We start from the raw sequence: 14,357 nt of genomic DNA, 5'->3' as shown, positions 1-14,357 counted from the left end.
CCGTCAATCCACGTCCTCACCGGCGCCCGGCAGGTCGGCGAGTGCCGCGAGGACCTCGTCCTCGCTCGCCTCGACCGCGACCATCGCCCCGCCGGGCGGGCAGGCCTGCATCAGCCGGCCCCGTGCCGCCACCAGCGCCGCGGCGTCGGGCAGGGTCAGCACCCCGGCGGCGTGCGCGGCGGCGATCCCGCCGATCGAGTGCCCGGCGACGAAGTCGGGCCGCAGCCCCCAGCTCTCCAGCAGGCGGAAGAGGGCGACTTCCACCGCGAACAGCCCGGCCTGGGTGTACACGGTCTGGTCCAGCAGACCGGCCGGCCCGGTCGCCGACCCGGCGTCGGCGTCCACCCGGTCGGGATGACCGGCGCCGAACACGACCTCGGCGAGCGGCTTCGGCGCGGTCCCCTCGTGGTGGTCCGCCAACTGGCGGTCGAGCTCCGCGGCGGCCTCGTCGAACGCCCGCGCGAAAACCGTCGACCACGAGTGCAGCTCGCGCCCCATGCCGACCCGCTGGCTGCCCTGCCCGGTGAACAGGAACGCGAGGCGCCCCCCGGGCCCGACGGCCGGCCCGGCGCCGGTCGGGCCCCGGCGTGCGAGGCCCCGCGCCACGGCCGTGGTCGCGCGGCCCTCGGCCAGCGCGTCCAGAGCGGCCAGGTAGCCGTCGCGGTCAGCGGCCACCACGACCGCCCGGTGGGCCAGCCGGGCGCGGGTGGTCACCAGTGAGTACCCGACGTCGAGCGGGTCGGCGTCCACGCCGGTCCGCAGCCACGCGGCGAGGGCCCGTGCCTGGGCGGGCAGCGCCCGCGCCGTCGAGGCGGAGATCACCCAGGGCAGTGCCGGTGGCCGCCGCGCGGGTCGGGCGTCCTCGCCCGGCACGCCCGAACCCGTTGCCGTGGCGGCGGGGGGGTTCTCGGGGGCCTGCTCCAGGATCAGGTGGGCGTTCGTGCCACTCACGCCGAACGACGACACCCCGGCCCGGCGCGGAGCACCTGTGCGCGGCCACGGCCGGGCCTCGGTGAGCAGGCGGACGTCGCCGTCGCCCCAGTCGACGTGCGGCGTCGGGGTGTCGACGTGCAGGGTCTTCGGCAGCACCCCGGCGCGGATGGCCATCACCGTCTTGATCACACCCGCCACCCCGGAGGCCGCGGCGGTGTGCGCGATGTTCGACTTGAGCGCCCCCAGCCACAACGGCCGGTCGGCGGGCCTGTCCCGGCCGTACACCGCCTGCACGGCGCCCGCCTCGATCGGGTCACCCAGCGTAGTGCCGGTGCCGTGCGCCTCCACCAGGTCGACGTCGGACGGGGCGAGACGCGCCGCCGCCAGCGCCGCGCGGATCACCCGCTGCTGCGCGGGCCCGTTGGGCGCGGTCAGGCCGTTGGACGCGCCGTCGGAGTTGACCGCCGAGCCACGCACGACGGCCAGCACCCGGTGGCCGAGCCGTTGGGCGTCGGAGAGCCGCTCGATCGCGACCAGCCCGACGCCCTCCGACCAGCCGGTGCCGTCCGCCGCGCCGGCGAACGCCTTGCAGCGTCCGTCCGTGGCCAGCCCGCGCTGGCGGGAGAACTCCACGAAACCGGTGGGGGTGGCCATCACTGTCACCCCGCCGGCCAGCGCCAGGTCACATTCGCGCCCGCGCAGAGCCTGCCCGGCCAGGTGCAGCGCGACCAGGGACGAGGAGCAGGCGGTGTCGACGGTGACCGCCGGGCCCTCGAAGCCGAAGGTGTAGGCGATCCGGCCGGACGCGACGCTGCCGAGGTTGCCGACGGCGACGTGGCCCTCCAGCTCGGCGGGGATCTCGCCGATGCCGATCAGGTAGTCCTGGTTCGCCAGCCCCGCGAACACCGCGGTCGCGCTCCCGCGCAGCGACGTCGGGTCGACACCGGCCCGTTCCAGCACCTCCCAGGCGGTCTCCAGGAGCAGGCGCTGCTGCGGGTCGGTGGCCAGCGCCTCGCGCGGGGAGATCCCGAAGAACGCCGCGTCGAACTCGCCGGCGTCGTGGAGGAACCCCCCGCTGCGCGTGTACGAGGTGCCCGGCCGGTCCGGGTCCGGGTCGTAGAGCGCCTCCACGTCCCAGCCGCGGTTCGTCGGCCACGGCCCCACCGCGTCGCGGCCCTGCTCGACCAGCTCCCACAGGTCCTCCGGGGAGTGAACCCCGCCGGGGAAACGGCAGGCCATGGCGATGATCGCGAGTGGTTCACGGGCACGCGCCTCGAGGCTGTGGACCCGCCTGCGTGCGGCCTGCGCGTCGCCGAGCGCCCGGCGCAGGTACTCCCGCAGCTTGTCGTCGTCTGGCATCAGGCGTGTCCTTCGGCGTCGTCCATCAGGGCGAACAGCTCCTCGTCGGTGGCGGCGGCCAGGTCGATCGTGTCGAGGTGCGCCCGGCTCGCCGCTTCGCCGGCTCCGGCCGCGGCGGTGCCGACGGACCGCTCGCCGTCCAGGTCGACCGGGCCCGTCTCGACGCCGTCGGCCCACGACGCGGCCAGCGTGCGCAGGCGGGCCAGCACCCGCACCCGGTCCGCCCCGGACGTGAGCCGGGGCAGCGCGGCCTCGAGCAGGTCGAGGCTGGCCGCGGCGGAGAGCCCGGACCCCGCACGACGCGAGCCGTTCCCGCCGGTGCGGTCCGCGGCGGGAACGACGCCGTCGGCGCCATGGGCGCCATGGGCGGTGTGGGCGGGGTCGGGGCCGGCGGTCAGGTCGCCCAGAGCGGCAAGCCGGTCCGCCAGCCGGTCGGCGAGCTCCGCCGCGATCGCCGCCGGTGTCGGGAAGTCGAAGACCAGCGTCGCCGGCAGGGTCAGGCCCGTGACCGCGTTCAGCCGGTTGCGCAGGTCGACGGCGGTGAGCGACTCGAAGCCCAGCTCCTTGAAGGCCCGGTCGGCGCCCACCGTCTCCGGGTCGTGCCCCAGCACCGTCGCGGCCTGCGTCCGGACCAGTGTCAGCAGCAGCTCCCCGCGCTCGGCCTCCTCGACGCCGGCCAGCCGGGTCAGCAATCCGTTCCCGCCGGCCGCGGCGCCGCCCTCCTGCGCTGTCAGGCCCAGCGCGTCCAGGCCGTCCACCGCGTAGCCGACGACCAGTGCGCCGCCGCCGTCGAGCCAGTAGCGGCGTCGCTGGAAGGGGTAGGTGGGCAGGTCCACCGGGCGGGCGTCCGTCCCGGGAACCAGCGGCGACCAGTCGACGGGCACCCCGCGGGTGGCCAGCCTGGAGAGCGAGACGGCGAAGCGGTCCAGGCCGCCGTGCTGGCGGCGCAGCGTCTCGGTCACGACCGTCGCCGGCCCGCCGAGGGCGTCCAGGGTCTCGGCCAGCGCCACTCCCAGCACCGGATGGGGGCTGACCTCGACGAAGACCGTGTGGCCCTGCTCGGCCAGCGCGCGGATCGCCGGTTCGAACAGCACCGTCTGGCGCAGGTTGCGGAACCAGTGCGCGGCGTCCATGGTCGTGGTGTCGAGCCAGTCGGCGGTCACCGTTGACAGCAGCGGCACCTCACCGGCGCGCGGGGTGATCTCGGCGAGCCCGCCGAGGACGGCGTCCCGGAGGTCGTCGATCACCGGGGAGTGGCCGGCCACGACCGCGCCCCGCAGCCGGCGCACCCGCACGCCCTCCTCGGCCAGCTCGGCGAGCAGCTCGTCGAGCGGCTCCTCGTCGCCGGTCACCACCACCGCGGCGGGCCCGTTGACGGTGGCCACGGACAGCCGGCCGGCCCGAGTCTCCAGCCGGCGGGTGATCTCCGCGAGCGGCAGCGCGACGGAGGCCATGGCACCCCGACCGGTCAGGCCCACCAGCAGCCGGCTGCGCAGGGTGACGATGCGCGCGGCGTCCGACAGCGACAGCGCTCCCGCCACGGTCGCCGCGGTGACCTCGCCCTGGCTGTGACCGACCACCGCGTCGGGCCGTACGCCGAACGAGCGCCACAGCTCGGCCAGGGCGACCATCACCGCCCACAGCGCGGGCTGGGCCATGTCCGGCCGGTCGAAGGAGGGAACGTCGGCCGAGCCGGCCGTCGCGCCGCGCAGGACGTCGGGCAGGGACCAGTCGACGAACGGGGCCAGCGCCCGCGCACACTCGTCGATCGCCGCCGCGAACACGGGGGAGTCGGCCAGCAGCCGCTCGGCCATCCCCACCCACTGGGCCCCGTGGCCGGGGAAGACGAACACCACTCTCGGTGTCACGTCCGCGACGCCGAGGACCGCGTGGTCGGCCGGTTCGCCGGCGGCCACGGCGTCCAGCCCTGCCAGCAGCTCGCCGGTCCCGGTGCCCACCACCGCCGCGACGTGCTCGAACCGGGTGCGGGTCCGCAGCAGCGCGGCCGCGACGTCGGAGGGCCGTTGCTCGGAGGGTCGCTGCTCGGACGGCCGTGGCTCGGACGGCGATGCCGGACCGGCGGCGGGCCGGTCGGTCAGCGCGACGCGCAACCGGGCGGCCTGGGCCCGCAGGGCCGCCGGTGACCGCGCCGAGAGCACCCACGGCACGACCGCGGACGCAGCCGGCCCGCCCCGGTCGGGCTCGGCGGGTGCCTGCTCGATGATGACGTGGGCGTTCGTCCCGCTGACCCCGAACGACGAGACGCCGGCCCGCCGGGGACGGTCGAGGGCCGGCCACGGCTGTTCGGAGACCAGCAGCCGGACCTCGCCGCTGGACCAGTCCACATGCGGATTGGGGGTGTCGACGTGCAGGGTGCGCGGCAGCCGGCCGTGCCGGATCGCCTCGACCATCTTGATGATCCCGGCGACGCCGGCCGCGGCCTGGGTGTGCGCGATGTTCGACTTGAGCGAGCCGAGCCACAGCGGCCGGTCGGCGGGGCGGTCCCGTCCGTAGGTGGCCAGCAGTGCGCTCGCCTCGATCGGGTCGCCGAGCTTCGTGCCGGTGCCGTGCGCCTCCACCGCGTCGACGTCGCCCGGGCCCAGCCCGGCGCCGGCCAGGGCGGTGCGGATCACCCGCTGCTGCGCCTGCCCGTTGGGCGCGGTCAGCCCGTTGGACGCGCCGTCGGAGTTGACCGCCGAGCCGCGCACGACGGCGAGGACCCGGTGACCGAGCCGGCGCGCGTCGGAGAGCCGCTCGAGGGCGAGCAGCCCCACGCCCTCCGACCAGCCCGTGCCGTCGGCCGCCTCGTCGAACGCGCGGCAGCGGCCGTCGGGGGACAGCGCGCGCTGTCGGGAGATCGCCACCATGCCGGCCGGCGACGCCATCACCGCCACCCCGCCGGCCAGCGCCAGGTCGGCCTCGCCCGAGCGCAGCGCCTGCGCGGCCAGGTGCAGGGCGACCAGTGACGACGAGCAGGCGGTGTCCACCGTGACGGTCGGGCCCTCGAGCCCGAGGGTGTAGGCGATGCGCCCGGACGCGACGCTCGCCGCGCTGCCGTTGTGGATGTAGCCCTCGAGCTCCGCGGGGATCTCCCGCAGCCGCATCGCGTAGTCGTTGTACATGACGCCGGTGAAGACCCCGGTGGCGCTGCCGCGCAGGGCGGTCGGGTCGATGCCGGCCCGTTCGAGGGCCTCCCAGGCGGTTTCCAGCAGCAGGCGCTGCTGCGGGTCGGTGGCCAGCGCCTCGCGCGGGGAGATCCCGAAGAACTCGGCGTCGAAGTCGGCGGCGTCGTAGAGGAACCCGCCGTGCCGGGTCGAGGACTTGCCCGGCTGGTCCGGGTCGGGGTCGTAGAGCCCGTCGACGTCCCAGCCGCGGTTGTCGGGCCAGGCGCCCACCGCGTCGCGGCCGTCGGCGACCAGTTCCCACAGCTGCTCGGGCGTTGTCACCCCGCCGGGGAACCGGCAGGCCATCCCGATGATCACGATCGGGTCGTCGGTGGTCCCGGCGCCGGAGGCATACCCCGATCGGGCGGTGTGGCCCGCCGCCGGAGAGGTCCGTCCGGTCGCCTCGTCGCCGTCCGTGCCGATGATCTCGGCCAGCAGGTGCGCGGCGAGTGCCGCCGGGCTCGGGAAGTCGAACACCACCGTCGCCGGCAGGCGGAGCCCGGTTGCCTCGGCCACCCGGTTGCGCAGGTCGACCGAGGTCAGCGAGTCGAACCCGAGGTCCTTGAAAGCCCGGTTCGGGTCGACGCCTCCGGGCCCGGTGCGGCCGAGCACGGTGGCCGCCTCAGTGCCGACGAGCTGGGTGACCGCGCCCAGCCGCTCGTCGACCGGCAGGGCGCGCAGCCGCGCGGCGAGTCCCGTCGCCGCGGTCGCCGGACGGCCGGTGGCCGCGGTCCCGCCCGGGCCTCCCGCCGCGGCGGCGCGCCGCCTTGGCGGGATCAGCCCGCGCAGCAGGGCCGGGATCCGCCCGTCCCGCGCGGCCAGGTCGAGCGGGACCGCCACCAGCAGCGGGTGCGTCAGCCGGCGGGCCTCGTCGAACAGCGCGAGGCCCTCGGTCGTGGCGAGGGGGCGGACCGCGGCGCGGGCGAAGCGGGCGAGATCGGCCTGGCCCAGGTGGGCGGTGAGCTCACTGCTGTCGGCCCACAGGCCCCAGGCGAGGGACTGCGCGGGCAGCCCGCGGGCCTGGCGGTGGGCGGCGAGTGCGTCCAGGAAGGCGTTCGCCGCCGCGTAGTTGGCCTGGCCGGCGTTGCCGAAGGTGGCGCTGGCCGAGGAGAACAGCACGAACGCGGCCAGGTCCAGCCCGCGGGTCAGCTCGTGCAGGTGCCAGGCCGCGTCCACCTTCGGGCGCAGCACCGGCCCGAGGCGCCCGGGCGTGAGCGAGGCGAGCGCTCCGTCGTCGAGGGCGCCCGCGGCGTGCACCACCCCGGTCAGCGGATGCTCGGCCGGGATCGCGGCCAGGACGCCCGCGAGCGCCGCCCGGTCGGTCACGTCGGCCGCCGCCACCGTCACGTGCGCGCCGAGCTCGGTCAGTCCGGCGACCTGCTCGGCGCCCGGGGTCGCGCTGCCCCGCCGTCCGACCAGGAGCAGGTGGCGCACGCCGTGGTCGGTCACCAGATGCCGCGCCACCAGCACACCCAGCCGGCCGAGACCGCCGGTGATCAGCACCGTGCCCTCCGGTCGGAACGTGCTGAGAGGTCCTGCCGTGCCGACGGGTCCGGCGGTGCTGACGGGTCCGGACGTGCTGTCCGCTCCGCGCACCGGGGCGGGGGGTGCGGCAGGGGCTGTCACCCGGACCAGTCGCGGTACCCGGGCGTGCCCGCCCCGCAGCGCGACCTGGGGTTCGCCGGTGGCGGCGGCCGTGGCGAGCACGCCCGGCAGCGCGGCGCCCGAGGCGGGTTCGCCGTCGACGTCCACGAGCAGGAACCGGTCGGGATGCTCCGACTGGGCGGTGCGCAACAGGCCCCAGACGACCGAAGCGGCCAGGTCCGGGGCCTCGCCCGCCGCGGCGGCCACCGCCCCGCGGGTGAGGACGACGAGACGGGCGCCGTCGAGGTCGCGCCGTCCCAGCCACTCCTGTACCCAGCCCAGGGCCTGCCCGGCCAGGGCGTGGGCACCGGCCACCGGCGACGCCGGGTCGCTCCCGGGACCGGGGGAGGCGGCGGCCGGTGACGGCACCGAGAGCAGCACCAGGTCGGGGAGGTCCCCGAGCTCCGCCGGATCGGTCCCCTCCCGGTCCGGCGGACCACCCAGCCGGGCGAGGTCGGGCGCCACCGTGGTGGCGTGTCCGGCCGCGCGCAGCCCGGCCGCGACCGCGAACGGGTCGTCGCCCAGGATCGCCACCGTGGCCCGCACCTCGTCGTGGGACGCCGCGGTGGGCAGCTCGATCCAGTCCACCCCGAACAGGGCGTCCCGCGGCGTGCCCGAGGTTCCGGCCGAACCCACGCCCGCCTCCACGGCGCGCAGCTGGTCGGCGGAGATCCGGCGGGCCACCACCGAGTCGATCGACGCGACCGGGGCTCCGGAACCGTCGAGGGCGCGCACCGAGATCGCGTCGCGTCCGGTGGCGACGAGCCGCACCCGCAGGCTGGACGCACCGGAGGCGTGCAGCCGGACCCCCGTCCAGGCGAACGGGAGCGCCGCGCCGCGGTCACCCCTGTCCGGCTGGGGGTCCGGCCCGGTCAGCAGCGCCGAGCCGTGCAGGGCCGCGTCGAGCAGCGCCGGGTGCGCCCCGAACGCCGCCGCCTCGCCGTGGTCGTCCTCGGGCAGCGCGATCTCGGCGAACAGCTCCCCGCCGAGTCCGTCCGGCCCGCGCCGCCACGCCGCCCGGAGCCCGGCGAAGACGGGGCCGTACTCCAGACCGGACTCGGCGAACCGGTCGTAGAGGTCCGTCACGTCCACCGGCCGCGCGTCCCGCGGAGGCCAGGTGTCGTGCTGCCAGCGCTCCCCGCCCGGCACGGTGTCCGAGCGACGCAGTGTCCCCCTGGCGTGGCGGGTCCAGCCGCCCTCCGCCTCGGGGCCGTCCAGCGGGCGGGCGAACACCTGCACCGCTCGTTGTCGCCCGCCGTCCGTCACCCGGTCGTCCGTCACCCCGCCGTCCGCGACCCCGCCGCCGGACTCCGCGGCGGGGTCCTCGCCCTCCGGGCCCCCGACGACGACCTGAACCGTCACCGCCCCGTCGGCGGGCAGTGCCAGCGGGGCTTCGAGGACCAGCTCGTCCAGGACGTCCAGGCCGACCTCGTCGCCGGCCCGGATCGCCAGCTCCACGAACGCCGTGCCGGGTACCAGCACCACGCCGCGCACCGCGTGGTCGACGAGCCACGGCTGGTCACGTACCGAGAGCGTCCCGGTGAGCAGCAGGCCGTCGCCGTCGGCCAGGGCCACGACCGCGCCGAGCAGCGGATGCGCCGCGCCGGTCAGGCCCAGCGCACGCGGATCGGTGCCCACGGCCGGCGGTGTCAACCAGAAGCGTTCCCGCTGGAACGGGTAGGTGGGAAGGTCGACGCGGTGCGCGGTGACGCCGGCGAACGCCGGGGCCCAGTCCACCGTCACCCCGGAGACGTGCACCGTCGCCAGCCCCCGCAGGAACTGCTCGACGCCGTCGCCGTCGCGGCGCAGCGATCCGGTGACCACCCCGGACAGCGCCCGGCCCTCGATCGTCTCCGTGATCGCCGTCGTCAGCACCGGATGCGGGCTGACCTCGACGAACACGGTGTGGTCGGACGCGAGCAGCGTCTGGACGGCCGGTTCGAACAGCACCGTCCGGCGCAGGTTGGTGTACCAGTACTCGGCGTCCATCGTCGCCGGGTCCAGCCAGTCGCCGGTGACCGTGGACGCCAGCGGCACGTCACCGGCCCGCGGCCGGATCGAGGCCAGTGCGCCGAGCACCTGCGCGCGGATGCCCTCCACCTGCGCCGAGTGCGAGGCGTAGTCCACCGGGATGCGGCGCACCCGCACCTCGTCGGCCCGGCAGGCCGCGGCGAGCTCGTCCAGCGCGGCGGGCTCGCCCGAGACCACGACCGCCCCCGGGCCGTTGACCGCGGCCAGCGACAGCCGTGTTCCCCAGCCGGCCAGGCGGGTCTCGACCTCGGCGGGCGTCGCCGCCACCGAGAGCATGCCGCCGGCCCCGGACAGCGCCGCGATGGCCCTGCCGCGCAGCGCCACCACCGCCGCGCCGTCCTCCAGCGAGAGTGCTCCGGCGACGCAGGCGGCGGCGATCTCCCCCTGGCTGTGCCCGACGACGGCGTCCGGATGCACCCCGTGGGCCTGCCACAGCGCGGCCAGCGACACCATCACCGCCCACAGCGCCGGCTGTACGACGTCGACCCGTTCCAGCGAGGGGGCCCCCTCGGCGCCGGCGAGCACGTCGGTCAGCGACCAGTCGACGTGCGGGGCCAGCGCCCGCTCGCAGGCCGCGATCCGCTCGGCGAACACCGGCGCCGAGGACAGCAGGTCGCCGGCCATGCCGACCCACTGCGACCCCTGACCCGGGAACACGAAGACCACCTGGTGGTCGGAACCCCCGGCCGTCGTCGGGCCGGCCCCCGGTGCCCGGGGCCGGCGGACGAGCGCGGGATGGGGTTCGTCGTGGGCCAGGGCGGCCAGGCCGGCCAGCAGTTCGGCCCGCCCGGTGGCGACGAGCACCGCGCGTTCCTCCAGCGCCGAGCGGCTGGTCGCCAGTGCGTGCCCGATCAGCGCGGGCGCCGGTTCGTCGCGGCCACCGACGAACCGGGCGAGGTTGTCGGCCTGCGCGCGCAGCGCGGCGGGCGTGCGGGCGGACAGCACCCAGGGAACGGGAAGAGCCGGGCCGGTCCCGGCCCGGGGATCGGGCGACCGCCCGGGCGACGGCCCGTCCGACGCCTCGTCCGACGCCTCGGCCTGTTCCAGCAGGACGTGGGCGTTGGTGCCACTCACCCCGAACGAGCTCACCCCGGCCCGGCGCGGACGTCCCGTGCGAGGCCAGGTCCGTTCCTCGGTGAGCAGCCGCACCGCGCCGGCCGACCAGTCCACCTGGGAGGTGGGCGCGTCGACGTGCAGCGTCCGCGGCAGCACGCCGTGGCGGATCGCCAGCACCGTCTTGATGACCCCGGCGACGCCCGCCGCGGCCTGCGTGTGGGCGATGTTCGACTTGACCGAGCCCAGCCACAGCGGTTGTTCGGCGGGCCGGTCCTGGCCGTAGACGGCGAGCAGCGCCTGGGCCTCGATGGGGTCGCCGAGCCGGGTCCCCGTCCCGTGCGCCTCGACCGCGTCGACCTCGTCGGGGGAGATCCGGGCGTCGGCGAGCGCCGCCCGGATCACCCGTTGCTGGGAGGGCCCGTTCGGGGCGGTGAGCCCGTTCGAGGCACCGTCGGAGTTCACCGCGGAACCCCGCACGACGGCCAGCACCGGATGGCCCAGGCGGCGGGCGTCGCGCAGGCGCTCGAGCAGGAGCAGGCCCACGCCCTCGGACCAGCCGACGCCGTCCGCCGCGTCGGCGAAGGCCTTGCAGCGGCCGTCCACCGACAGCCCGCGCTGGCGGGCGAACTCGACGAACACCGCCGGTGAGGTCATCACCGTCACCCCGCCGGCCAGTGCCAGCGTGCTCTCGCCACTGCGCAGCGACCGTGCGGCCAGGTGCAGCGCGACCAGGGACGACGAGCAGGCGGTGTCCAGGGTCACCGCCGGGCCCTCGAACCCGAAGGAGTAGGACACCCGGCCGGAGAGCACGCTGGCGGCGCTGCCGATGCCGAGGTAGCCGGCCACCTCCCGCGGCGCGTGGGAGAGGAACTCGGTGTATCCGGAGCCGTTCGTGCCGACGAACACCCCGGTGGCGCTGCCGCGCAGCCCGGCGGGGTCGACCCCGGCGCGTTCGAACGCCTCCCACGCCGTCTCCAGCACCAGCCGGTGCTGCGGGTCGGTGGCCAGCGCCTCCCGCGGCGAGATCCCGAAGAAGTCCGCGTCGAACATCCCCGGGTCGTCCAGGAAGGCACCTCGACGGGTGTACGAGGTGCCGTGGTGGTCCGGGTCGGGGTGGTACAGACCGTCGAGGTCCCAGCCGCGGTCGGCGGGGAGGTCGCCGACCGCGTCGGTACCGTCGGCCACGAGGCGCCACAGATCCTCCGGGGAGGCGACGCCCCCCGGGAACCGGCAGGCCATCCCGATGATCGCGATCGGTTCGCGGCCGGCCTCGTCGGCGTCGCGCAGCCGGCCGCGGGTCTCGTGCAGTTCGGCGGTCACCCGCTTCAGCAGGCGCCGGATCTGGTCGTCGCTCATGAGATCCCGAGCTCCTTGCCGATGAAGTCGATGAGTTCGTCGTCGGAGGCGTCGGCGAGCTCCGCCGCGCCCGGGTTCCCCGGCTCGGAGCGGCTCCACGCGGCCGCCAGCGCCGCGATCCGCTCGCCCGCCCGGCGGTGCTCGTCTCCGCCCGCCGGCAGGCGGGAGAGCCGGGCCTCCAGTCGGTCGAGGTCCGCCAGGACCGTGGTGTTCGCCGTGTCCGTGGTGTCCGTGGTGCTCGCCGCGCCCGCGGCGTCCGCCTGTGCCACGAGGTGCTCGCCCAGGTGGTCGGCCAGGACCCGTGGGGTCGGATAGTCGAAGATCAGGCTGGCTGGCAGCCGCAGCCCACTCGCCGCGTTCAGCCGGTTGCGCAGCTCCACCGCGGTGAGCGAGTCGAACCCCTGCTCGCGGAAGCCGCGCGCGGTGTCCACCGCGTCGGGTGTCGCATGTCCCTGCACGGCCGCGACCTCGGTGCGGACCAGGCGGAGCAGGATGCGCCGGCGTTCCGCCGCGTTCGCCTCGGACAGGCTCCGGACCAGCGCCGCACCGGGCGCCTCCCCGGCGGTACCCGGCGCACCGCCGGCGCCGGGCGTACCGCCCGAGCCGGCACCGGCCTCCCGGACCTGGACGAGTTCGTCGAGCAGCCGGTACGGCCGGGCGCGGCGGATGGTGGGCCAGTCGGCGTCGACCACGACGAGCTGTGTCTCCTCCTGTTCGAGGATCCGCTCCAACGCGGCGACGCAGACCTGGGGATCCATCGGCGCGAAACCGTGCCGCCGCCCCTGGCTGGCCAGCCTCGGCTCGGCGATCCCGTCGCCGGCCCAGTGGCCCCAGGCGATCGAGGTGGCGGGCAGTCCCGCGGCGTGCCGATGCGCGGCCAGCGCGTCCAGGTAGGCGTTGCCGGGGGCGTAGTTACCCTGCCCGGCTATGCCGACGAGGCCCGCCACCGAGGAGAACAGCACGAAGGCCTCGAGCGCCACGCCGGCGGTGAGCTCGTGCAGGTGTCGCGCCCCGCCGACCTTGACGCGCAGCACCCGGTCCTGCTGGGCGGGCGTCAGGTTCGCCAGCAGGGCGTCGTCGAGCACCGCCGCCGTGTGCACCACCGCGCTCAGCGGGAGGTCGTCGGGGATGGTGGCGAGGACCCCGGCCAGGGCGGCCCGGTCGGCGACGTCGCACGCCGCGAAACTCACCCGTGCCCCCAGCTCGCCGAGCCGCGTGGCCAGCGCCGCGGCCCCCGGCGCGTCCGCACCGCGCCGGCTGACCAGCAGCAGGTGGCGCACGCCGCGGCGGGCCAGCCAGCCGGCGACATGGCCGGCCAGGGCACCCGTCCCGCCGGTGACGAGCACCGTGCCCGTCTCGGTGCCAGGCTGCCAACCCCGCGTCGCGGCCGCGGATTCGGTCCTCGGCTGGGCGGGGATCCGCGGGGCCCGCACCAGCCGCCGGGCGAGCAGCCCGGATCCGCGCACGGCGAGCTCCGACTCGCCCGGCGACTCCCCGCCGCCGTGCAGCGCTGCGACGAGCCGCGCCGCGACGGCGTCACCGGCCGTCTCGGGCACGTCGACCAGGCCGCCCCAGCGGCCCGGGTGCTCGGCGGCGACGATTGTGCCGAGACCCCAGACCAGCGCGCCGTCCGGGTCGGCCACCGGATCGCCCGACCCGGTCGACACCGCGCCGCGGGTGACGCACCACAACGGCGCGTCCACCTCGGCCTCGCCCAGGGCCTGGACGAGCGCGGTCGTGGCGCCCAGACCCCACAGCAGTGAGCCGTGGTCGGGATGTGTCGCGCCGCGGGTCAGGGCGAGCAGCGAGAGCACCCCGCTGAGCGGGCCGAGCGGGGACGGCCCGCCGGACACCGCTGTTCGCAGCAGGTCGGTGAGACGACCGCGTTCCGCCGCGCTCCGGTCGACCTCGACCAGCGTGGTGTCGGCACCGCGGGCGCGCAGCTCCGCGAGTACCGCGTCGAGCCAGGCGGGGCGATGCCGGTCGAGGTCCGCGCCGGCGGGCACGGCCACCAGCCACCGGCCGCTCGCCGTGTCCGCCGCGGCGAGGGAACGGTTCGCCGGCCGGGCACCCTGGTCGCTCGCGAGCGGGCGCCACACCGACCGGTACCGCCAGGAGTCGGCGGTCGCGGTGGTCTTGTGGTTCGTCCACCAGGTGGCGAGGTCCGGCAGGACGGCCTCCAGCGCCGCGGCCCGTTCGGGCGCGTCGAGACCCAGTTCGTCGGTGAGGCCGGTCAGGTCGCCGCGTTCGACGGCCGCCCAGAAGGTTCCGCTGTCACCCGCCGGGCCATCCGCGGCCGCGCCGGCGTCCGCGGCGGTCGTCGGTGTGCTCACCCAGTACCGCTGGCGTTGGAAGGGGTAGGTGGGCAGGGCCACCGGCGGCGCGGGGAACGCGGCGTCAGCCGTGGGCGTCGCCTCGCCCGTGTCGGCACCGGAGGCGGCGTCCGCGTCGGCGGCGGTCGTTTCGGCGGGCGCCGGGTGAAGGTTCCAGTCGACCGGGTGGCCGTGGGCGTGCAGGGTGGCCAGCGCGGTCGCGAAGGTCGTGGTGCCGGAGCGGTCCCGGCGCAGGAGCGGGATCACCACCGGGGCGGCGGCCGTGCGCTCCTCGTCGGGGTCGGTTCCCGCGCCGTCCCGGGGGCCGTCCGGATGGCCCGCACCGAGTTGTTCGAGGGTTTCGGTGGTGAGGGTGGTGAGGGTGGTGTCGGGTCCGATCTCGAGGTAGGTGGTGGTGCCGTGCTGGTGGAGGGTGGTGATGGCGTGGTGGTAGTGGACGGTGGTGCGGGCCTGGTGGGTCCAGTAGCGGGGGGTCTGGAGG

3 protein-coding genes are annotated in these 14,357 nt (G+C 76.5%); all 3 read right to left on the bottom strand.

The window, feature by feature from the left end; genetic code table 11:
• Window positions 1-3: 3 nt before the first annotated feature.
• The gene (locus FMEAI12_RS03695; protein ID WP_112104974.1) at window positions 4-2,292 is read right to left on the bottom strand and encodes a type I polyketide synthase; all 2,289 of its coding nucleotides are present in this window, start codon (window positions 2,290-2,292) and stop codon (window positions 4-6) included.
• Window positions 2,292-11,543 (bottom strand): type I polyketide synthase, encoded by a 9,252-nt coding sequence (locus FMEAI12_RS37730; RefSeq protein WP_235013669.1) that lies wholly within the window; start codon window positions 11,541-11,543, stop codon window positions 2,292-2,294. The genes FMEAI12_RS03695 and FMEAI12_RS37730 overlap by 1 nt, the downstream gene beginning before the upstream one ends.
• The coding region (locus FMEAI12_RS03670; protein WP_146776630.1) for an SDR family NAD(P)-dependent oxidoreductase at window positions 11,540-14,357 on the bottom strand (2,818 nt) is incomplete at its 5' end. The genes FMEAI12_RS37730 and FMEAI12_RS03670, both read right to left, overlap by 4 nt.

The organism is Parafrankia sp. Ea1.12 (assembly GCF_900465275.1).
Lineage (GTDB): Bacteria > Actinomycetota > Actinomycetes > Frankiales > Frankiaceae > Parafrankia > Parafrankia soli.
The sequence above is the reverse complement of the archived record's forward strand: the minus strand, read 5'-3'. Positions and strand labels throughout refer to the sequence as shown.